Annotated in this window: 17 protein-coding genes; 16 read left to right on the top strand and 1 reads right to left on the bottom strand. The window is 28.3% G+C overall.

The features are described from left to right. Positions 1–9: 9 nt before the first annotated feature. From rplS to ACJJVK_RS10465, 16 genes are all read left to right on the top strand, one after another. The gene (gene rplS, locus ACJJVK_RS10540) at positions 10–360 is read left to right on the top strand and encodes a 50S ribosomal protein L19 (protein WP_215993135.1); all 351 of its coding nucleotides are present in this window, start codon (positions 10–12) and stop codon (positions 358–360) included. A gap of 705 nt (positions 361–1,065) precedes the next feature. After that, positions 1,066–3,285 (top strand): NADP-dependent isocitrate dehydrogenase, encoded by a 2,220-nt coding sequence (locus ACJJVK_RS10535; protein WP_405565848.1) that lies wholly within the window; start codon positions 1,066–1,068, stop codon positions 3,283–3,285. Positions 3,286–3,379: 94 nt separating this feature from the next. Next, positions 3,380–4,627 carry an efflux RND transporter periplasmic adaptor subunit gene (locus ACJJVK_RS10530; RefSeq protein WP_215993137.1) on the top strand — a complete coding sequence of 416 codons (1,248 nt, stop codon included), beginning with the start codon at positions 3,380–3,382 and terminating at the stop codon, positions 4,625–4,627. 6 nt (positions 4,628–4,633) lie between these two features. Continuing rightward, entirely contained in the window at positions 4,634–6,001 is a 1,368-nt protein-coding gene (locus ACJJVK_RS10525; protein WP_215993138.1) for an ABC transporter permease, read from the top strand. A 2-nt stretch (positions 6,002–6,003) separates the two neighbouring features. Then, on the top strand, positions 6,004–7,458 hold the full coding sequence (locus ACJJVK_RS10520; protein ID WP_405565846.1) for a TolC family protein: 1,455 nt from the start codon (positions 6,004–6,006) through the stop codon (positions 7,456–7,458). 117 nt (positions 7,459–7,575) lie between these two features. After that, positions 7,576–9,945: a TonB-dependent receptor gene (locus ACJJVK_RS10515; protein ID WP_405565845.1), complete on the top strand. Its 2,370-nt coding sequence runs from the start codon at positions 7,576–7,578 to the stop codon at positions 9,943–9,945. 5 nt (positions 9,946–9,950) lie between these two features. Beyond that, on the top strand, positions 9,951–10,781 hold the full coding sequence (locus ACJJVK_RS10510; protein WP_405565844.1) for a DUF4249 family protein: 831 nt from the start codon (positions 9,951–9,953) through the stop codon (positions 10,779–10,781). A 145-nt stretch (positions 10,782–10,926) separates the two neighbouring features. Then, on the top strand, positions 10,927–11,523 hold the full coding sequence (locus ACJJVK_RS10505) for a hypothetical protein (protein WP_215993142.1): 597 nt from the start codon (positions 10,927–10,929) through the stop codon (positions 11,521–11,523). A 170-nt stretch (positions 11,524–11,693) separates the two neighbouring features. Continuing rightward, positions 11,694–12,338 carry a porin family protein gene (locus ACJJVK_RS10500; RefSeq protein ID WP_405565842.1) on the top strand — a complete coding sequence of 215 codons (645 nt, stop codon included), beginning with the start codon at positions 11,694–11,696 and terminating at the stop codon, positions 12,336–12,338. 187 nt (positions 12,339–12,525) lie between these two features. Beyond that, positions 12,526–13,065 (top strand): helix-turn-helix domain-containing protein, encoded by a 540-nt coding sequence (locus ACJJVK_RS10495; RefSeq protein ID WP_405565841.1) that lies wholly within the window; start codon positions 12,526–12,528, stop codon positions 13,063–13,065. Between the two features lie 95 nt (positions 13,066–13,160). Beyond that, positions 13,161–14,651 (top strand): serine hydrolase, encoded by a 1,491-nt coding sequence (locus ACJJVK_RS10490; RefSeq protein WP_405565839.1) that lies wholly within the window; start codon positions 13,161–13,163, stop codon positions 14,649–14,651. A gap of 279 nt (positions 14,652–14,930) precedes the next feature. Beyond that, complete coding sequence (gene murQ / locus ACJJVK_RS10485) at positions 14,931–15,740, top strand: N-acetylmuramic acid 6-phosphate etherase (protein ID WP_405565838.1); 810 nt, start codon at positions 14,931–14,933, stop codon at positions 15,738–15,740. Further along, positions 15,740–15,982 carry a DUF6095 family protein gene (locus ACJJVK_RS10480; RefSeq protein WP_405565837.1) on the top strand — a complete coding sequence of 81 codons (243 nt, stop codon included), beginning with the start codon at positions 15,740–15,742 and terminating at the stop codon, positions 15,980–15,982. Before murQ ends, ACJJVK_RS10480 begins: the two co-directional genes overlap by 1 nt. A 3-nt stretch (positions 15,983–15,985) precedes the next feature. After that, the gene (locus tag ACJJVK_RS10475) at positions 15,986–16,981 is read left to right on the top strand and encodes a DUF6695 family protein (protein WP_405565835.1); all 996 of its coding nucleotides are present in this window, start codon (positions 15,986–15,988) and stop codon (positions 16,979–16,981) included. Between the two features lie 268 nt (positions 16,982–17,249). Then, complete coding sequence (locus ACJJVK_RS10470; RefSeq protein WP_405565832.1) at positions 17,250–20,156, top strand: PEP/pyruvate-binding domain-containing protein; 2,907 nt, start codon at positions 17,250–17,252, stop codon at positions 20,154–20,156. Between the two features lie 2 nt (positions 20,157–20,158). Further along, positions 20,159–21,475, top strand: coding sequence for a serine hydrolase (locus ACJJVK_RS10465; RefSeq protein WP_405565830.1), 1,317 nt, complete (start codon positions 20,159–20,161; stop codon positions 21,473–21,475). Between the two features lie 3 nt (positions 21,476–21,478). On the opposite strand, the gene ACJJVK_RS10460 is transcribed toward ACJJVK_RS10465, so the two are convergent. Continuing rightward, a complete protein-coding gene (locus ACJJVK_RS10460) occupies positions 21,479–24,301 on the bottom strand; it encodes an Npt1/Npt2 family nucleotide transporter (protein ID WP_405565829.1) in 2,823 nt (940 codons plus the stop codon). Between the last annotated feature and the right edge of the window lie 13 nt (positions 24,302–24,314).

The raw sequence follows: 24,314 nt of genomic DNA, 5'->3' as shown, positions 1-24,314 counted from the left end.
ATATAAAAGATGGAATCTTTAGTAAAATTTGTTCAAGACGAATTTGTAACCAAAAAAGAATTTGCAGAATTTGCTGCAGGTGATACTATTACAGTTTATTACGAAATTAAGGAAGGAAATAAAACTCGTACTCAGTTTTTTAGAGGAGTTGTTATTCAAAGAAGAGGTGCTGGTACTTCTGAAACATTTACAATCAGAAAAATGTCTGGTACTGTAGGTGTAGAAAGAATTTTTCCTGTAAACTTACCTTCTATTCAAAAAATTGAAGTTAACAAAAGAGGTAAAGTACGTAGAGCCCGTATTTACTACTTTAGAGGTCTTACTGGTAAAAAAGCTAGAATTACTGAAAAAAGAAGATAATACTTCTTACATAATAAGATTTAAAAGCCTTGTGAATATTCACAAGGCTTTTTTTGTTAACAATTGTTTATAAGTCTGGTTTATAAGTTGTTAATTAGTTTTCTGTTTAAAAATTTGGATACTCATAATTTTACATTAATTTTATTATGTAATTAACAAACAAAATAACCTATTGTTAGTAAATTACTAATTAAAGTTCTTTATATAAATTGTTTTAATTTTCAATTGTTGCCAAAACATTTCTATAATACATAACTAGATTTTAAATAGCTTTTAAAAACAGAAAGAAATAAAGATTAATTTTTATTAAATTCTGAATAATTTTAAAGATTTTTTAAAGTAAAAGTTTGTTATTAATAAGATAGAACATAAAGCAATTTAAAACTAAAATAGCGAACGTAATTTCTTTAAAAAAAAGAAGTATAAAAGTTAACTTTTATTTGATTTTGTAGTAACACAAATCAGTTCAAAAACTATTTTTAAGAAGCCATATCAGTACAAGAAATTGTGTGATATGGCTTTTATTTTTATTAGAAAGCTAAATTCACAATAATACTTATAATTTATTATTAAATACTCACTAAACAGCAGTAATTAATAACAACTAATCAATAAAAATTTCATTATTAATTCATAAATTTGCTCCGCTTTTTTTCACGAAATCAATTTCGTAAGAAAAAAATAACCAATAAAATTTATCTAAAAATGAGCAAAATAGCTAAAATTGTATACACTAAGACTGATGAAGCTCCTGCTTTAGCAACAAGATCTTTCTTACCTATTGTAAAGGCTTTTACAAAATCTTCTAACATAGAAATTGAAGTTAAAGACATCTCTTTAGCTGCTAGAATACTGGCAAACTTTTCAGAATATTTAAAAGACGATCAAAAAGTAGAAGATGCTTTAGCCTTTTTAGGAAATTTAGCTACAAAACCAGAAGCAAACATCATTAAATTACCAAACATTAGTGCTTCTGTGCCACAACTAAATGCAGCAATTACAGAATTACAAAAATTAGGTTATGCCATACCAGATTATCCTGAAGAAGTAGTAACTGAAGAAGACAAAAAAGTATTAGCGCTTTATAATAAAGTTAAAGGTTCTGCTGTAAATCCAGTTCTACGTGAAGGAAACTCAGATAGAAGAGCTCCAAAAGCTATTAAAAACTATGCTCGTAAAAACCCACATTCAATGGGTGCTTGGGGTGCAGATTCTAAAACTCACGTAGCTACAATGTCTGCTGGTGATTTTGCTAATAACGAGAAATCAGTAACAATAAGTACTGCAACAAATATTAATATTCAACATATTGCCACAGATGGTACTAAAACAATCTTAAAAGAGAATTTAGCACTTATTGATGGTGAAATTATAGACGCAACTGTAATGAGTAAAAAAGCTTTAGTAGCTTTTTTAGACGAACAAGTTGCAGATGCTAAAGAACAAGGTATATTACTTTCTTTACATATGAAAGCTACAATGATGAAGGTTTCTGACCCAATCATTTTTGGTCTTGCTGTAAAATCTTACTTTAAAGAATTATTTGACAAACACAGTGCTACTTTCGAAGAAATTGGTGTAGATGTAAACAATGGTTTTGGTAACTTATTAAGTAATTTAGATGAAGTTTCTGCAGATAAAAAAGCAGAAATATTAGCTGATATAGCTACTATTTTAGAAGAAAATGCAGATTTAGCAATGGTGAATTCTGATAAAGGAATTACTAATTTACATGTTCCTTCTGATGTAATTATTGATGCTTCTATGCCAGCAATGATTAGAACTTCTGGTAGAATGTGGAATAAAGATGGTGAACTACAAGATACAAAAGCGGTAATTCCTGATAGTTCTTATGCAGGTATATATTCTGCTACTATAGATTTCTGTAAAAAGAATGGTGCTTTCGATCCTACAACAATGGGTACTGTACCTAATGTTGGTTTAATGGCTAAAAAAGCAGAAGAATATGGTTCTCATGATAAAACTTTTCAAATTGCTTCTGAAGGTAAAGTTATTGTAACTGATGCAGCTGGAAACACTCTAATAGAACACACTGTTGAAGAAGGTGATATTTGGAGAATGTGCCAAACTAAAGATTTACCAATTCAAGATTGGGTAAAATTAGCAGTTACTAGAGCAAGAGCTTCTGAAACTCCTGCCGTTTTTTGGTTAGATGAAAACAGAGCACATGATGCAGAAATCATTAAAAAAGTAAATGCATATTTACCAAATCATGATACTGATGGTTTAGATCTTAGAATTTTATCTCCTATAAAAGCAACAGAATTTACTTTAGAAAGAATTGTAAAAGGAGAAGATACAATTTCTGTTTCTGGTAACGTTTTACGTGATTATTTAACAGATTTATTTCCAATTTTAGAAGTTGGTACATCAGCAAAAATGTTATCTATTGTTCCTTTAATGAATGGTGGTGGATTGTTTGAAACTGGTGCAGGTGGTTCTGCTCCAAAACACGTACAACAATTTTTAGAAGAAAACCACTTACGCTGGGACTCTTTAGGAGAGTTTTTAGCTTTAGCAGTTTCTTTAGAACATTTAGGTAATACAAATGATAATGAAAAAGCTTTAGTATTAGCTGAAACTTTAGATGATGCTACTGATAAGTTCTTAGATAATGACAAATCTCCATCAAGAAAAGTTGGTGAATTAGATAACAGAGGTAGTCATTTTTATTTAGCAAAATACTGGGCAGAAGGTTTAGCAAGTCAAGATAAAAATGCTGAACTAAAGGCAGAATTTACTACAATAGCAAAAGCTTTATCTGATAATGAAGCTACAATTGTAAATGAGCTAAATGAAATACAAGGTAAACCAGTAAATATTGAAGGTTATTACCTACCAAATGAAGAGTTGGTGGTAAATTCAATGAGACCTAATTCTGTATTAAATAGTATATTAAGTTAAAAATAAAACATTTTTTTATAAAAAATTAACATAAGGAGTGCTAAACAGCACTCCTTTTTTAATTAGCTTTGGTTTTCTCACCAAACCAAAACTAATGAATAAGAAGCGTATTGCCATAATATCAGTTATAGCCTTAATTTCAATTTACCTAATTTACTCTTATTTTTCCCCTTCTTCAGATGGAGATGTTTACCTTACTTCTAAAGTAAAAAAAGGCAATTTTATAAGTGAAGTTATTACTTCTGGAGAAGCACAATCTACCAGTCTTAAAAAAATTAATGGTCCAGATAATCTTAGAAAATTCAGATTAAATAATCTTAAAATACAAGATTTAGTAGCAGAAGGAAGCATAGTGAAAAAAGGAGATTATGTAGGTAGATTAGATCCTAGCAGTGTAAATGAACAAATTTTAGATGCACAATTAAATTTAGAAACTGCAGAATCTAAATATACTCAACAACAATTAGATACAACTCTTACTTTAAAACAAGAACGAAACTCAATTAAAGATTTACGTTTTAGTATGGAAGAAACTACGTTAGAGTTAAAACAATCTATTTATGAGCCACCTGCAACAATAAAAAAATTAGAAATTAATTTAGAAAAAGCCGAAAGGGATTTAAAAGAAAAAATAGAAAACTATAAAATTAAAAAAAGGCAAGCCAATGCTAAAATGGTAGAAGTTGGCACACAAGTATCTAAAATCAGAAAAAAATTAAATGATTTATTAAGTTTATTAAAATCTTTTACCATTTATTCTGATGGTAATGGAATGATTACCTATGATAAAAATTGGGATGGTACAAAGAAAAAAGTAGGCTCAACAATAAGTCCTTGGGATCCTACAATTGCAAGTTTACCAGATTTAACCAAAATGGAATCTAAAACATATGCAAATGAAGTAGATATTAGAAAAATAAAAAAAGACTTACCAGTAAAAGTTGGCTTTGATGCTTTTCCTGACATAGAAATGGATGGAATTGTTACTGCTGTTGCAAATGTTGGTGAAACTAAAAGAGGTTCTGACATTAAAGTTTTTCAGGTTTTAATAAAATTAAAAGGATCAAATGATAATATTAGACCAGGAATGACAACGTCTAACAAAATATTAACTTTTGAACGAAAAGATGTGTTAAGTATTCCATTAGAAGCTATTTTTTCTAAAGATTCTATTACCTACGTTTATAAAAAAACAGGGTTCTCAGTTGCTAAAAAACAAGTAATTATTGGTGATTCTAATAATGATTCTGTTATTATTACAGAAGGTCTATTAGTAGACGATGTTGTTTATTTAAACAAACCAGAAGGTTATGAAAATGAGCAAATAGCAAAATTAAACTAGTTTTTTATGATTGATAAAATCTATTTAGAAAAACTAAAATCAAATTTTAGTGAAGCTGTACGTGTAATTTTAGCAAATAAAGTTAGAACTTTATTAACCTCATTAGGTATCATTTTTGGTGTTGCAGCCGTAATTACAATGTTAGCTATTGGTAATGGAGCAGAAAAAGAAATTTTAGCACAATTAGAATTAGTAGGTGTAAATAATATTGTGATTACACCTATTCCAGATGAAAAAGAAAACGAAAATGAAGAAGAAGAAGTTGATGCTGGTGGAATAACACCAAAACGTTTTTCTAAAGGTTTAGATATGTTAGATGTTATCAGCATTAAAAAAAACATACCTTCTGTTAAAAAAGTAAGTCCAGAAATAGTTTTAGAAACCTACGTAATAAAAAAAGGGAGACAAAGCCCAGTAAAATTAATTGGAGTTTCTTCAGACTTTTTTGAAACATCTAATATTACTATAGAAAGTGGGAAAAACTTTTCTAAAGCACAAAGTGAAAACTCATTACCTGTTTGTATTATTGGTAAAAAAATAGAAAAAAAACTATTTACAGGAGAAAGTGCTATTGGCAAACAAATAAAAGTAAAAGATGTATGGTTACAAGTTATTGGAGTAATTGAAGAAAAATTTATTTCTGAAAATGCACAAGAAAATCTCGGAATCAGAGATTTAAACCAAGATGTTTATATACCTATTAAAACCTTTTTAGTTCGTTATAAAGATCGTAAAATAATAAGTGACAAACCTTTGCCAGAAGGTAATATAATGATTTTTGGCGGCCAAGAAGGACCAAAAAAGAAAATTCCTAGAGGTAATTATCATCAAATTGATAAGTTAATTGTACAAGTAAATAATTCATCAGAATTAAATGCTACTGCAGATGTTTTAAGTAGAATGCTAAAAAGAAGACATAATGATATGTTAGATTTTGAAATTTCTATACCCATTCAACTTTTAAAACAGCAACAAAAAACCAAACAAATTTTTAATATTGTTTTAAGTATAATTGCTGGTATTTCACTACTAATTGGTGGTATTGGAATTATGAATATTATGTTGGCATCTGTTTTAGAAAGAACAAAAGAAATTGGAATTATTAGAGCAATTGGAGCCACACAAGAAGATGTTATTTTACAATTTTTAACAGAATCTGTATTAGTTAGTATTGGAGGTGGAATTATAGGAATTGTATTAGGTATTTTAGCCTCCTATATTTTAGAATTAAGTACAGGAATAGAAACAATTTTATCACTCAGTTCCATTTTATTATCATTTTTTGTTGCAACCTTAATAGGATTAATTTTTGGAATTGCACCCGCAAAATCCGCAGCTAACAAAAGCCCTATTGAAGCTATTAGACACGAATAACTATGAAAAAAATTCTTATTACTTTTTGCTTTTTACTATCAATTTCAGTACAAAGTCAACAACAAATAACTTTAGAAGAAGCTATTGCAATTGCTCAAAAAAAATCTCCAGAATACAAAGCCTTAATTAATCAAAACCAAGCAAGTTATTGGCAATTTCGAAATTACCAAGCAGGTTTTTTACCTCAATTGCGTTTGGATGCAACTTTACCTTCGTATTCAAATTCCATCAATCGATTAACAAACGATCAAGGTGAAGATATTTTTGTACAAACCAATCAATCTAGATTAGAAGGTGTTTTATCTTTAAATCAAAATTTAGCATTTACAGGTGGTACATTATCCTTCAGTTCTCAAATAGAAAGAGTAGATCTTTTTACAAATGATGCAACCCGATTTTCTGTTATACCATTTTCTATAAATTACAGTCAAAATTCTTTATTCTACAATGAATTTAAATGGGATAAAAAAATTGAACCTTTAATGTATGAAGAAGCAAAAAGAGATTTTATAGAAGGTATGGAAGATATTTCTTTAAACACAACTAGAAGGTATTTTGCATTGTTAAAAGCACAAGTACAAGCCAAAATTGCACAATCTAATTTATCTAATCAAGATACTTTATTTCAGATTTCTAAAGGTAGATTTAGAATGGGTAAAATTGCTGAAAACGATTTACTTCAAATAGAATTATCAGTATTAAATTCTAAAAATGATGTCACAACAAACCAAATAAACATTAAAAGAACCTCACAAAATTTATCTCGTTATTTAGATTTAGAAACCGAAAATATTCTTTTAAACACTCCAAAAGAATTATCAACTTTTACAGTAACAGTAGAAAAAGCTTTAGAAGAAGCTAAAGCTAATAGAAAAGCAGTAATTGAATTTAGAAGAAAAAGGCTACAAGCAGAACAAGATGTAGCAGAAGTTAAAGGAAGTAATAGACTACAATTAAGACTAAATGCCAACTTTGGAATATCACAACAAGGTGATGTTTTTAATAATTTATTTCAAGATTATAACCAACAACAAAATGTTTCCTTATCTATTGGCATTCCTATTTTAGATTGGGGTGTTTCTAAGTCTAAACGAAAATTAGTTGAAGCAAATAAAGATTTAGTAAACACAAATATTGAACAAGATGAACAAGAGTTTGAACAAGAAATTTATTTACATACTTTAAACTGGCAAAACCAACGTAACTTTTTAGAAACCGCTAAAAAAGCACAAGAAATTGCTATTAAAAGATATGATATTACTAAAAAAAGATTCATTCTAGGTAAAATAACAATAACAGATTTAAATTTAGCTTTACAAGAAAAAGACACTTCTGTACTAAGCTACCTTAATTCTTTAGAAAAATTTTGGACGGATTATTACACTTTAAGACGATTAACTTTATATGATTTTATTAAAAATGAAAAAATAAAAGTTAAAGATATTATCTATGATTAATAGTAATTGTTAACGTTATTTTATCTTTTATCTTTTATCTTTTATCTTTTGTCTATGATTATATAGTTGTACTTTTGTTTAACAAATACTATTATTAATCAAACAAAAAAATATAATTTGAAAAAGATTTTTATTCTATTTTTCTTATTAACATCTGTAATATTTAGCCAAGAAAAATACACAGTAAGTGGTACTGTTTACGACAATACAAGTAACGAAACCTTAATTGGTGTTTCTATTTACATACCAGAGCTCAACTCAGGTACAACCACAAACGAATATGGTTTTTACTCCATAACCATTCCAGAAGGCACTTATAAAATTCAAGTGAGTTATTTAGGTTTTACAACCATTGTAGAAAACATCAACCTAAATAAAAAACTGACTAAAAATTTTAATTTACTAGAGGAATCTGAAAATTTAGATGAAATTATTATTGAAAGTAATATAGAAAAACTGAATGTAAGATCTCCACAAATGAGTGTCAATAAACTTACAGCAGCAACTATTAAACAGATTCCTGTAGTTTTAGGTGAAGCAGATATCATAAAATCTCTAATTCTATTGCCTGGAGTTACTAGTGCTGGAGAAGGCGCTTCTGGCTTTAATGTAAGAGGTGGTGCTGCAGATCAAAATTTAATACTGCTAGATGAGGCTGTTGTTTTTAATTCATCTCACGTGTTTGGTTTTTTCTCAGTTTTTAATCCTGATGTAATTAAAGATGTAAAATTATATAAAGGGGGTATTCCTGCAAAATACGGAGGTCGATTATCATCAGTTTTAGATATTTATCAAAAAGAAGGAAACAGTAAAGATTTTAATATTACTGGAGGAATTGGGTTAGTTTCTAGTCGATTATTGATTGAAGGCCCTATCAAAAAAGAGAAAATTTCTTTTTTAGTAGGTGGTAGATCTTCTTATGCACACTTATTTTTACCACTTTTCGACAATGATAACAAAGCTTATTTTTATGATTTAAACACCAAATTAAACTATAGAATTAACGATAAAAATAACGTTTTCTTTTCAGGCTATTTTGGTAAAGATGTTTTTGGTATTAGTGATAGTTTTGTAAATACTTATGGTAATCAAGTTGCCAATTTACGTTGGAATCATCTTTTTTCTGATAAATTATTTTCTAACCTTTCTTTAATTTATTCTGATTATTTCTACGGATTAACCTTAGATTTTGTTGGCTTTGATTGGGATTCTGGAATTACGAATTATAATTTAAAATACGATTTTAACCACTATTTAAATGATAAAACAAAATTAAGTTATGGTATTAATAACATTTATACCAAGTTTAATCCTGGTGAAATAAAACCAAACAGAGAAGATTCTGGAATACAGCAAGAAAAATTAATTGACAAATATGCCAATGAATTTGCCATTTATTTAGATGCAGAACATAAATTAAGCGACAAATTAAGATTACAATATGGAGTGCGTTTTAGCAATTTTACAAGATTAGGCCAGGATGAATTAAACATTTATCAAAATGATGAACCTGTTATTTATGATGAACAATTCAAAAAATATGAGTCAGCAGAAGCTATTGGTACAGAATCTTACTCAAGAAGTGATGCAATAGCAACTTTCAACAATCTTGAACCTCGTGTTTCTATGTCTTACATTTTAAATAAAAGCACTTCTATAAAAGCTAGTTATAATAGAATGGTGCAATATTTACATTTATTGTCTAATACATCCTCTCCTACTCCATTAGATGTTTGGACGCCAAGTGGAAAATATATTAAACCTCAATTATTAGATCAATATGCAGTTGGTTATTTTAAATCTTTAAAAGATGGAGATTATTCTATAGAAACAGAAGCTTTTTATAAAGATATAGACAACAGAATCGATTATATAAATGGTGCAAACTTAATTGCAAACAACGAAATTGAAACTGTTATTTTAAACGGAAGAGCAAGAGCTTATGGTTTAGAATTATTAATCAAAAAAAATGAAGGCAAATTTAAAGGTTGGTTTGCATACACTTTGTCTAGATCTGAGCAACAAACATTAGGTAGAACTGCAATTGAACCAGGTATTAATAATGGAAAATGGTACAGCACACCTTATGATAAAACCCACGATTTCTCTATAAATGGAAGTTACGAATTAAATGAAAAATGGAAATTCAACACTAATTTTGTTTTCCAAACTGGGCAACCAACAAATTATCCTGTAGGTCAATATGAATTTCAAGGTTTAAACGTACCTATTTATGATGATAATAGAAGAAATGCAGACAGGCTTCCTGCATATCATAGATTAGATCTTTCTGCAACATTAACACCAGAAAAAAATAAAAATAGAAAATGGCAAGGTGAATGGGTTTTTGGAATCTACAATGTTTATGGGCGTCAAAATGCAGCTTCCATTAACTTTAGTCAGAATAGAGAAACCTTAAGAAATGAAGCTGTACAAACTTCCATTTTTGGAATGGTGCCTTCTGTTACCTATAATTTTAAATTTTAAGAACGATGAAAAAAATATATATACTACCAATATTAATATGCTTCTTTTTTGCAAATTGTGAAAAAGTTATTGAGGTTGATGTACCATCAATAGCTCCAAAATTAGTGATAGATGCAACCTTTGAGGTTTTGTTTGATGAAAACCCTGTTACTGCAAAAACTAACGTAAAACTTAGTCTATCTGCAAATTATTTTGATGAAGAAATTCCGTCAGTTACAAATGCAACCGTCTTTGTAACCAATTTATCAAATAATACAATTATTAATTTTACTGATGCTAATGAAGATGGTACTTACACATCTTCCATCGCTTTTATTCCTGCAGATGACACAGCATATGAGTTAACTGTAATTTATGAAAACGAAACTTACAAAGCAGAAGCTACCAAAGTAAAATCGACACCTTTTGTTTCTGTTGCTCAAGGTGATGAAACTTTATTTACTGGTGATGAAATTCAGTTGAAAATAGAATTTCAAGATGATGAAACTGTAGAAAATTATTATTTATTAGATTATACAAATAACATATTTTTAGCTTTAGATGATCGTTTTTTTAATGGTTCTTTGTATAATTTTTCTTCCTTTTACCAAGAAGACGAAATTGAAGTTCCAACCACTGTAACCATTAAAATGCACGGAATTACAAAAGATTATTACACTTATTTCGAAGTTTTAATGAGTCAAAGTGGGCAAAATTCTGGAGGTCCTTTTGAATCTGTACCTGCTTCTTTATTAGGTAATATTATAAATACTACCAATGATAATAATTACCCTTTAGGCTATTTTCATATTTCTGAAACAGATACTTATACCATAGATTTAGTAGAAAACGAGTAAAATTTTTCCTGCAAGGTTTCAAAAACCTTGTAGGTATGTTTTAGTCCAGAAATATCTTAATTTATTAATAATGATGTTTTACTTAAATATGTTTTATATTTTTGGAACATATGCTTATAGCATAGTTGGCAAACATTAACAAAAAATGAAGAAAACAATACTTTTATTTTCAATATTCCTCTCTACTTTAATATTTTCACAAAAAGATAATGGAAAAATATTTCTTAAAAACGGAGAAGTTAAAACTGGATACATAAGACTTGGTTTGTTCAGTACTTTTGGTTTTGCTTCAGAAAATATAGTGGTTTACAAAAAAAATAAAGAAAGTAAAGAAAAAATAAAGTACTCTTTGAATGAAATAAATAAAGTAGTACTGGAAAAAAGAGGAACCTATTTTATGAAAAAGAATGAAAAAGGAGATATATTAATCACTAATTTAACTTATGAAGGCTCTCCTTTAAGCCTCTATTACTATCCAGAAGAAAGTTTTAACGGACAGAAAAGTCCAACCTATTATTTTCAGAATGGAAATGAAGACTTAAAACTCATTTATAGAGGATTGGGAAATTCATCAGATAAGAAAATGAGGAAATATTTCAGCGATTGTCCTAAATTAGCTGAATATATAAAATCAAGGACTTTCGAAAAATATGTAGAAAGAAGTCCAAAATTTAAAGAGAAAAGCAAACTAACGTCAAAATTGATTGAAATTGTAAAATATTATAATGAAAATTGTCAGTAATATGAATAAAAACGTTTGCTAACACTGTGTAAAAAAATTGATAGCAAAAGCCTACTTACAAAAATCCTCTCGGATGTTATTGGTTCTAGTTATATTTAGTAACTTTAATGCTTAAACCACGCAACTTTCCTTACACAACAAGTTACAAACAACTAAAAAAAAAAATCGATTTGAAAAAAACCTTACTTATTGGAATATTAACTATTTTTCCATTATTATTATTTTCTCAAAATAAAAAAATCGATTTTGGAATAAAAGGTGGAATTAACTACTCGAATTACATTGATAATATTGATTTAAATTTATTTACTCATATCCCTGCTGATTATAATGGAAAAATAGGTTTCTATATTGGGGCATACACTAATATTGGAATCAATGAATTAATCTCAATAAAACCTGAATTGTTAATTTCTAAAACTGGTAGTAAAGCAATTATTGAATTTAAAGATTTACGTAATATTTATACTAGTCAAGACATATTAGTATATCAAGAAACAAAAGCGGTAATAGATGAATATAATGTGTTAATTCCAATTCTATTAAACCTTGATCTGAATAAATATTTTTTTGAAATTGGACCTCAATTTGGATATGCTTTTAGTAGAAATATTTCTTATAAAGATGGACCAATTAATTCTCAACTAATTTTGAAAAACTCTAACTCTGAAAATTTTGAATTTGCTGGAGCAATTGGTTTTGGATATAGATTATCTGAATTATATCAGATTGATATTCGATATTCTTATGGATTTACAGAAAGACAACATTTGAATAGTTCTATTTTATATTTTGGACTATCCTACAAACTCTGATAGAAAAACGGTTTGTAACATCGTATAAACTTTATTGCTAGTTTTAGCTCACTTGGGAAATTCCTTCAGAATTTCACCGTTCGTGAATAATCTAGTAAATTAGTTGCTTAAAACACGTAACTAATCTTATACAACAACTTTGGTAGTAATTTGAACACACTTATTGCTTTTAAACAAAATTTGAGAAATGTCAACACTTTTAGAACATAGAGAAAAACTAAACTTAACCCAAGAAGAGTTGGCTACAAAATCAGGTATTTCTGTAAGAACTATACAAAGAATTGAGTCTGGTGTAAAACCAAAAGGGTATACATTAGAAAGTTTATCTAAAGCATTAGGAATAAGCAAAGAAGATTTATTAAAAGAAAATAAAGAATCCGAGAAAATTAACAAACAACTTATTAAATACATCAATTTATCTTCTATAATATTGCTGATAGTTCCTTTTGGTAGTATAATTATGCCACTAATTTTTATGCGATGGAAAAAGGAAATCAATACTGTTACAAAACAAATCGTTTCTATTCAAATATTATGGACATTATCATTCCTCATTGTCACACTATTAGTCGCTTTTTTATCAAAGTGGTTTTCATTTAGTAAAGAAATTATTCCGCTTGTTATGCTAACTTTAATAATAATTAACCTCTATATTATTATTAGAAACACGGCTGAAATAGAAAAAAACAACAAATTACATATACGATTGAATTTCAGTATTTTATAAACACGACAATTTATTGTCGGGAATTTGGCGGGTAACTTTTTAGCTTTATTTAGCGAAATAAAATGAATTTTGTATCAAATATAAAATTCTAAAAAATGAAAAAATATTTCATACTAATTCATCTATTATTTCTTACAATTTTAGCAAACGCTCAAGTTGAAAAATCATCTGAACTATACAAAACAATAAAAGAAAAAGATAGCCTTCTTTTTAATATTGGTTTTAATAATTGTGACATCATACAATTTAAAAAACTAGTAAGTGATAATTTCGAGTTTTATCACGACCAAGGAGGAATTGCAAAATCAAAGTCTGAATTTATTCAAAGTATAGAAAATGGACTTTGTAAGTTAGACTATAAACCAAAAAGAGTTATAGATGAAAAATCATTAGACATTTTTCCTTTAAATAATAATGGCGTTTTATATGGAGCAATTCAAACTGGAACACATAGTTTCTATGCTATCGAAAAAAACAAAGAAGAATACTTAACAAGTGTAGCAAACTTTACTCATTTATGGATTCTTGAAAATGAAAAATGGAAATTAAGCAAAGGTTTAAGCTATAACCACAAAGATGTTGACAAACCAACTGACAACAAATTATTATTTAGTGACAAAGAAGAAACAGAAAGATGGCTGGAGCAAAAGAGCATTCCTGCATTAGGAATTGGATACATTGAAGATGGAAAAATTAAACAAGTTAGTGTTTTTGGCGAATTAGAAAAAGGAAAAACAGCACCTAAAAACACGATTTGGAATGTTGCTTCATTAACTAAACCAATTACTGCTTTAGTATCCTTAAAACTAATTGATTCAGGTAAATTAAGTTTAGATGAAGCTTTATATAAATATTATATCGATCAAGACATAATTAATGACCCAAGAGCAAAAAAACTAACACTAAGAATAATTTTAAGCCATCAAACAGGGTTTTCTAATTGGAGAGGAAATAATGAAAATGGTAAATTAAGTTTCGATTTTGAGCCAGGAACAAAATATCAATATTCAGGAGAAGGTTTTGAGTATTTGAAAAAAGTGTTGGAAAATAAATTTAATAAAAGTATTCAGCAATTGGCAGACGAATTAATCTTTAAGCCACTTAAAATGCACAATACTAATTTTGTTTGGAATGAACAGTATGAATCTAGGTTTGCAAAATGGCATACAGAAAAAGGAGGGAAAATATATCCTACAAAAAAACACAATACAGCATCTGGAGCAGACGATTTATTAACAACTATTGAAGACTATACAATATTCGTAAATTATCTAGTAAATGGAGCTGGTCTATCTATAAATTTATTTAAAGAAATTTTATCTGAACAGGTTAGAATAAATGATTTTAAGCATTTTGGTTTAGGTTGGTGGATTGACGAAAACATTAATTCAAATAAAGATTTCGCAATGGTTCACGGAGGAGATGATATAGGAGTACATACAATCGCTTTTATTATACCAAAGACAAAACAAGGTCTTATAATATTCACTAATAGCGACAATGGAACTGGTGCTTTTCAAGAAGTCTTATTAAAATATTTAGGAAAAAACGGACAAGGAATAATGGAAGTAGAAATGAAAAGATAAAAACTATTATATAAAAAATAGCAGTTAAGAGCTAAACTTTAAGTTTGGTTCTTAACTGCTATCTTTGTTTTAATCCGAAAAGTATCACACATAAATCTGCTAATTTTTCATATACAATCACATTACAGCAATTAATTTCCTTTTATAAACTTCGCTTTGCGTTAGGGATTGAAACGACATCCTTTTTTTATTTTTCATAAAAAAAGATATAGTGTAAAGCCTGTTAAAACGCCCAAAAAATAATACTCAATTTTATATAGAAATCTGTATTTTTGATTGATGAATTTTACAAAAACTACAGAACAAGATTCTAAATACAATCATTTAGAAAAAATGTCTATTTCAGAATTATTAAGCAACATTAATAATGAAGATAAAACTGTGCCTTTGACAGTAGAAAAAGCCCTACCACAAATTGAAGCTTTAACAACACAAATTGTTAAGAAGTTAAAAAAAGGTGGAAGACTTTTTTACATAGGTGCAGGAACTTCTGGCAGATTAGGTATTGTAGATGCTTCTGAATGTCCACCAACTTTTGGTGTTCCTCACGAATTGGTAGTAGGTTTAATTGCTGGTGGAGATATTGCCATTAGAAAAGCGGTTGAATTTGCAGAAGATTCTACAAACCAAGGTTGGTTAGATTTGCAAGCACATAATATTTCTAATAAAGATGTTGTAGTTGGTATAGCAGCATCTGGAACTACGCCTTATGTAATTGCAGCCTTAGAAAAATGTAATGAAAATAACATTATAACTGGTGCAATTTCTTGTAACAAAAAAAGTCCTTTATCTTTAACAGCACAGTTTCCTATAGAAGTAATTGTTGGACCAGAATTTGTAACTGGAAGCTCTAGAATGAAAGCTGGAACTGCACAAAAATTGGTTTTAAATATGCTTTCTACAGCTACAATGATTCAGTTAGGAAAAATTAAAGGTAATAAAATGGTTGATATGCAACTCTCTAACAATAAACTAGTAGAAAGAGGACAAAAAATGTTATCCAAAGAATTAAACATCGACCAAGAAAAGGCAGGTAAATTATTAGCTGAATTTGGTAATGTTAGAAATGCAATAAAAAACTATAAATAATGGGTACAGATGTAAATTTATTAGGCAAAGGTTTAAAGTATTTAGGAATTTTAATATTTCTATTTATTGCTGCTCCTATTTCTTTAACAATGGGATTTAAAGCGTTAAAAAAGTTTGAAAACACACCAAATGCATATCTGTCTTACCTAATTTTATTGCTAGGAATTGTTTTAACCTTTTTTGCAATTTACTTTGCTTTTAAGACGTTTAAAACAATTCAAAGTGCATTATTTAACAAATAAAACATGTCAAAATCTAATGGCATAATTATAATTCTTTCTTATCCAGATACTGTTGTAAGGCCTGCTTATTGGGAACCTTCTAGTAAAATTTGGCCTAAACTTGGTATTGGAAGCAAACACGCTGTACAAGCTGGTCATGCAGCTTTAGTATTGATAGAAAAAGGAAAAACTAAAATAAATTATTATGATTTTGGTAGATATATTACGAGTTATGGAAATGGTAGAGTTAGATGTAAAGAAACTGATCCTGAATTAGAAATACCAATAAAAGCTGAGTTTAAAAATGAAGAATTAATCAACTTAAAAGAAATTTTACTTTGGTTAGAAAAGCACCCAGAAAAAACACATGGAGATGGACGTTTAATTGCCTCTTTAAATACAGATATTGATTATAATTTAGCATATCAATTTATAAACTCATTCATTGAAAGAAAAGAAATTCCTTATGGAGTTTTTGTAAAAAATGGCAGTAACTGCTCTCGTTTTGTAACGGATACTTTAATTGCATCTTTAACTAATAAAAAAATTAAATTACAGTTAAGAACTTCTAATTTGGTAACGCCAAGCCCAATTGGAAATGTTATAAAAGCTACATCAAACCAAACAATTTACGATATTTATCAACAAGAAATTAAACTGTACAAAAACAGGTCTATTTTAAAAGAATACAAAGATTCTTTTTTAAATAAATTTGATATTGAACCCAATTTAATAGGAACTGAAAAACCGAACAAAGCCTTTTTTGAATTAGAAACTGGTACTTGGTTAGGTGGAATTGGAAGTGGTGCTTGGTTTAATATCGAAAAACAAATTGATGAAAACAACTATAAAATTGCAAGATATAATTCTACTGGAATAAAAGATTTTGAGGGTGAGTTTACAATCAATAATAATTCTTTTTCTACGGATGAAAAGTATAAGTTTCTACATCCTACAAACTGCCAAGAAATGTTTGTTGCTCAAAATGAGGAAAGATTTATTTTTACAATTAAAAAGTAATTTCTTTGTATTTCCATTACTTTTTAAAATGCTTTAAACTTTAGATTTCTACTATTAAAAACATCTAGAGTTTTTAAAACTTAAATTATATACTCTAAATTTAAATTGTTTCGAACTCCTCAAAGTGATTAAAAACCCTTCTTTATAGCGCAAAATAGGGATTAAACAAAAAGTTTTAACTCATATAAAAATTATCTGAACGCTATAGATTTCATTTCTTACTTTATTCAATAATTAGAACTAACTTTGAGTAAATCAACTAAAAGAAATGGCAAAAAACATACTTAAAGTACTTATAATTTACCTTGTATTCGGTTCGAATTCGTTTGCACAAGAGAAGTCAACTTTACAAATTAAAGAACTTGTAGAAACTTATAAAAATGATATAAGAGGACCTTATTACAGAATAAAATGGTTTTGCAAAGATGGTAGCATTAGAGATGCAAAAGATCCTTGTCCTGATGATATTGAAGGTATTCAACACGCAAGTTTTAAACAATCTGCTTTAGATTTAAGAAAAACAAATCACTTATATTTTGGTGAAATCTTAGCAGCAACAAAAACCAACGAGTTTTTAGATGCCAACCATAATTACAGCAGATTAAAACAATATCAAATTGGTAAATATTTAGCGAGCATAAATAATGGTTGGATTTTAAGAAAAGGGCAATATTACAGAGGAGCAATACAATCTGAAGACGAAGAAACTTGGGGAAAATATTTTTTTGAAACTGTTTTAAAAGATGATAATTTCTTAAAAACCAATTACTATTTAATTCGTCAAGCCTTAAAAGATATTCCTCATAATGGAGATACCAATATTGGGCAATTAATGAGAAGTGAATCTAAAATTTTGGCTGAGGAAATTCCGAGTTTTATGGACATCAGAATTAAAATCCACGGAAATCCGCAGAAAACAGACATTAATTTAGTTGAGCATTTTATTCAAAAAAACGACAGTAAATTATCGCTTAAAGAAAAAAAAGATTTAAAAAATTTAATAGTTACTATGGAGCAATTTTACGCTCCATTAGATTTTAATAAAATTGATAAAGAACTTGCTAGTTTAAATGGAAATGCAATGGTTGTAGAAGAAATTAAAAACTTCTCTACTTATTTTAATGATAACAATTCATCTAAAAAAATTGTTGAGAATTCAGCGAGTATTTTAGCCAATATTAGAGGTACTATTTTAGAGTTTAAATCTGCCAAAGACCGTTTAAAATTACTAGACATTAGTAATCAATTAGAAAATATTTTGTTGATAGAAACTCAGAATTGGAAAACCGTAAATTTAGAAGAAACTATTCATAAAATTGAGGTGCTAACTTGTGCTTCTTTAGGTGCTGGGTTATTAGAATTTTGGGAATATGATCAAGTAGAAAACAATTTAAAAAGTGGTACAAATCAAGAAAACATCACTATAGAAGAATTGAACAATGTGCTAAATACATCTAGAAGTATTGTTGAATGGAGTGCCTCTTTAATAAAAGCAAATTACAATGAAGATGTTTTAAAATACAACGAGTTTGAGCCTTTGGCTTATGGGTTTATAGATGATAGAGTTAGAAATAGCATCGCCCTTAGTTTAGGAGAAACTGTGAGCAAATTAGGTACGTTTGTTGCCCAAGTTTCTAACATTAATAACAAGGTAATGTCTATAGACAATCAAAGTGCAATTCGTGGATTAAATCCTGGTTATGCTTTTGGTGAATTGGTTGTAGTTGATGGTAATCCTGATGCAATAGAAGTGAATACCAACAAGATTTACATTTTTCAAAATCCACCTTCAGATTTAAAACCAGTTGCAGGAATTATGACAGTTTCTGAAGGAAATCTAGTTTCTCACGTTCAATTATTAGCAAGAAATTTAGGAATTCCCAATGCTGCTTTATCTAACGAAAATTTATCCGCATTAAAAAAATATAATGGTAAAAAAGTTTTTTATGCAGTTTCTCATAAAGGAAATGTGATTCTTAAAGAGGAAGATGAAATGAGCAATGAAGAAGAAAAACTTTTCGAAAAAGTGGAACGTAGCAAAAATATGATTGAAGTACCTGTTGATGATATACGTTTAGATGTTTCTAAAGTGATAAATATGAGAGATGTTGACGCTACTGATTCTGGAAAACTATGTGGGCCAAAAGCTGCAAATTTAGGTGAGCTAAAACAACTTTTTCCAGATCAAGTTGTAGAAGGTTTAATTATACCTTTTGGCGTTTTTAAATCTCATATGAATTTGCAAATGCCCAATGAAAACAAAACCTATTGGGAATATTTAAATGCTACTTTTAAAGAGGCAGCTACAAAAAAGAAAAACGGTTCTTCTGATGAAATAGTTGAACAATACCTATTAACTTCTTTAGAAAAACTGCATAAATCAATTTTAAATATTGACTTAGATAAAAGTTTTGTAAAAGATTTAAAATCTAATTTTCAGTCTGCTTTTAAAAATGATATGGGTAATGTACCTGTATTTTTAAGAAGTGATACCAATATGGAAGATTTGAAAGAATTTACAGGAGCTGGTTTAAATTTAACTTTATTTAATATTAAAGAAGAAGCTAAAATTTTACAAGGTATTAAACGTGTTTGGGCATCTGCTTATACAGAAAGAAGTTTTAAATGGAGACAAAAATACTTATTGAATCCAGAAAACGTCTATCCATCCATTTTAATTATACCAAGTGTAGACGTAGATTATTCTGGGGTTATGATTACCAAAGGAATTAACGCTGGTACAGATAATGATTTAACTGTGGCTTTTTCTAGAGGTGCAGGTGGTGCTGTAGATGGCCAATCTGCAGAAACAAGATTAATCACCAAAACAGAAAATTACCTTTTAGCACCTGCAAGACAAGCAGATTACATTCGTTTGCCAAATTATGGTGGCACAAAAAAATACTATACCTCTTTTGACAAAGAAATTTTAAATGATGATAATATTGATGAAATCAGAAAAATAGCCTCAAAAGTAAGAAAGAAAATAGGAGAAAAATCGGAAGATAAAAATCAGGCTTATGATGTAGAATTTGGTTTTAAAGATAACAAGTTATGGTTGTTTCAAATAAGACCTTTTGTAGAAAACAAACAAGCTAAAAGTTCTGACTATTTAAATTCAATTACACCAAAAATATCAAATTCAAAAGAAATTAACATCAACGAAAAAATATAACTATGAAAAAATATATCATAATTCTTATTTGTATTGTATTCTCATTTGGTTTCATAAGCTTCTATCCTATTGATGGTTATGAGTATACAGGTATTAAAAGATTGTATCAAATAAGACAGTTTCAAAAAGACAGTGTAAATTACACAAGAATACCAAAAGGAGCTTATAAAAAATGGGCAGATATTAAATTAAATCTAACCAACAAAACCACAGATAGTGTTGATGAATTATTTACTATTGATAGCGATTTTGACCGAAAAATAAAACGAATTACACCTCAAGGAGCTTACTCTTTAGCCATTATGGATATGAGTAATCCTGATAATTTAAGATATGCAGAACATAGAGAAAATGTAGGATATCAACCAGGAAGTGTTGGTAAAATTGCTGTTTTATTAGCTGTTTTTGATCAGCTTGAAAAGTTGTGTCCAGATTCTTATGAAGAAAGAGTTGCTTACCTAAAAAACATTAAAGTTAAAAGTAGGTATTGGGGTTTAGGCGATCATCACACCATACCAATTTATGATATCGAAAATGATAAATTAACCAAAAGACAAGTTATTGCAAGCGATGAATTTTCTTTATTTGAATGGTTAGATCATATGGTTTCTGTAAGTAACAATGGTGCTGCCAGTATTATGTACAGAGAAGCAATGTTAATGGCTGCTTTTAAACAAGATTATTTCTTTTTAGATGAAGAAAAAGCCGAAAAATATTTTGAAGAAACCCCTAGAGATTCTTTAACTAACTTAGCAAATACAGTTGTAAATCGACCTTTAAGAGATTTAGGAATTGGAGAAGATGAATGGAGATTAGGAGGCCTATTTACAAGACCTCCAGGAAAATATGTAGGTAGAAAAGGAGGAAGTATTGGTACACCAAAAGGACTAATGAAATTTTTAGTAAAACTAGAGCAAGGTAAAGTTATTGACAAAGCATCTAGTTTAGAAATGAAGCGATTATTGTATTTAACAGATCGTAGAATTCGTTATGCAAAATCGCCAAGATTAGATGATGCTGCTGTTTATTTTAAATCTGGTAGTTACTACAAATGCGATAGAGAAAAAGATCCAGATTGTGCCAGTTATGCAGGTAATGTTTTTAATTATATGAACTCTGTAATAATTGTAGAACACGAAAATGGAGTAAAATATATTGTCTGTTTAATGACCAATGTTTTAAATAAAAACTCTGCAGGCGCACATATGTACTTGGCTAGTAAAATAGATGATGTTATAAATGAAACTGCCAATATTAACAAACCAGAAATTAAAGAAGAAAAGTACATAGAAGATAAAGAAGAATCTTCAGACCATTAAAAATTATAAATTTCTTAGCATTTTTAAAGTATCGTAAGCAAGTTGTTTTACAATTTTGTTGCGATACTTTTTTATTGGTAATAAAGCAGGTATTAAGGTCTTGTTTTTAGAAATTCTAATATAATTCACTGCTGATTGTCTTACTCCACTTCCACTTACTTTCATTAGCTTTTTTAGCAATTCTAATTCTGTAAGAATTATAAATGGTATTGTAGCTGTATTATAATGATCATCATCTAAAACTTCGTGCTCTAAAATAGGCACTACTAATGCTTTTATAGAACTGTCTAAAAGATTTTCTAACAATTCTAAAGAGTTAATTTTTGCTTCTTTATGATTGCTTTTTATAGCATTAAATGTAATTTGAATATCTTCTTCTGAATATAACAAACTCAGTAAATTAAAAATAATTGAAAACGATTTTTTAAGTTCTTGCTCTAAAGCATCACTTAATATTTTTCTGCCTTCATAAATGGTTTGGTTTTCGTTATTAATTTCATCAACTAAATCTTTATTAATAAGGTATTGAATGGATATAATAGACTCTAAAATATGCTTGTAATAACCACTTTCTTTTGTAATTTGTTTTCTGATGATACGTTTTGATGGAACTAAATCTAAATCCTTTTTATGAATTTTTCGTAAAGCTTTAGTAGCTTCTAGCCTACTGGTTGAGTTTACGCTTTTTAAAATTTTCTCTAAAATATGAACAGATTTTTCATTTTGAAAAGCTCCAACAATTTTTGGAACCTGTTTTCTTATGTTAGAATTTAAATCGTCTTCTTTTTCTAATGATAAGAGAACATTAATAATTTTAGGCCCATAACTCTTTAAAGCTCTAATTGCCCTTTTTCGATGTCTTCTTTTATCCAATAAATTCAGTAAATCTTTTATAAAAATCTCTTGAGAAGTTATACCTGCAGCTATTGTTGCAAATTTTATAATATAAGGTTTCTGATTTTTTAAATGTTCTGCAATAAAGCCATAATGATTTTCCAAACCAGAATAGGCAATACTTAATAAAAGACCAGCTACGATTTCTTTTCTTACAGCATCTCTATTTACTATATACTTATCAATCTTAAGCTCTAACCTATTTTTTAGGTGATAATATTTGCCTAAATTATAATTATTTTTACTCTGTTTTGCCAAGGCTAATAAAGCACCATTTGCTATATACTCTTCTTGGTGATCTAAATACCTATTAAAAAAAGTAGTATCTCTTTGGTTTGAATGTTCTAAAACATAATCTAAGGCAACGTATACTAAAGTCTCATCTTTATCATAAATAAAAGCAACAACATCATCTAAAATATTATTATCATCAAAAGCATCTAAAAAATCGATAGCTGCTACTTTTATTTTAGATGATGGGTGTTTTAAAAGTTGAATAACTGGTTTTTGGAAAATCTTAAATTTATAGTCTTTTAAACGATCGAACATTGCTAAAATTTCTTCTTCATTACCGTTTTCAAAAACATTTTTTATGTCTAAAAGGTTATTTTCTTTTTTTGATTTTTCTTTTTTATCATCAATAAAAGATAAATTCTTCTGAATATTTTTTTTAAAAGAATCGAAATAAGCTTCTCGTAATTTGTAGATGAGTAGTATCCAAATAAAAACAAAGAGTAATACAATTACTGTAATGTATGACGAACTTAAATTTAATTCTTTAATGAAAAAAATCAATAAAAACCCAGAAAATCCGGTAGCAATACTATCTACAGCAACATCAATATAAGATTTTGCCTGATTTTTAATATGCAAAGGAATTGGCATTATAGATAGCTCTACAGCTGCTTTATTTAAACTTTGTTTAAAACTACCATCTATACCTTTTATAATAATCAATACCCACAATTCTGGAAACGTTAAAAACAGTAAACTACCTAGACCAATAGTTAAAGGAAGTACTAAAAGTGATGAGGAAACGCCTATTTTATTTAAAATTTTATTGGTTAATAATAATTGTATTGTAAGCGCAACCACATTAAAAGTAGAAAACCAAAAACCAAAAAAAGCGGCTAAATCATCTGAATTAGAAATGGCTTTGTTAGCAAAATCGCTAAACTGAAAATCTATCAATTTAGCTACTACAACACTTATACCTGTAATAATTGCTAAATAACTTAGGTGCTTAGATTTTGATATTAATTTTAAAGAAGAACTTTCTAAACGATCTTGATTTTCAATTACTTGTTTTCTTTTAAAGGTATTTAAGTATTTAATTCTTAAATAATACACCTTATTAAGAATAGGAATACAAAGCAATAATAAAATTGATGCTAAAAAAATAGTGTATTCTTTACCAAAACTAGCAGCAATAATACTGGTTAAATAGCCTCCAAAAATACCACCTGCAATGGCTCCTGCTCCTATAAAACCAAAGATTCTTTTTGCTTCTCTGGCATTAAAAACCATATTAGCAAAAATCCAAAATTGTGATGTAGCAACTACTGCAAAAAGCGATACAAATACGTAATAAAAATAGAGAATAAACTGATTGATAATCTCTAAATTAAAAAGCACGCCTAAAACAATAAAGACAGCACTAAATACAATTAGCGACAACACTGTAATTTTAACCAACGAGTGTTTTCTTATAGCTTTGCTATAAAAATAGGTAGTAAAAACTGCAGTAATAGCTACTAGTAAATAACCATAAGGTAAATTTTCTGCTCCTAACTTAGAAACAAACATTGCATTTACTGTGGGTTTTACAATAAGCAGTACAGTAATGATTAAAAAAATATACAACTGCATTAAAAAAGAGATGAAAATTTCTCCATCTCTTAATCCGAATGTTTTATATATTATTTTTTTCAATTTTCTATAGTTC

This window comes from Polaribacter sp. Asnod6-C07 (assembly GCF_045063625.1).
Lineage (GTDB): Bacteria > Bacteroidota > Bacteroidia > Flavobacteriales > Flavobacteriaceae > Polaribacter > Polaribacter vadi_A.
The sequence above is the reverse complement of the archived record's forward strand: the minus strand, read 5'-3'. Positions and strand labels throughout refer to the sequence as shown.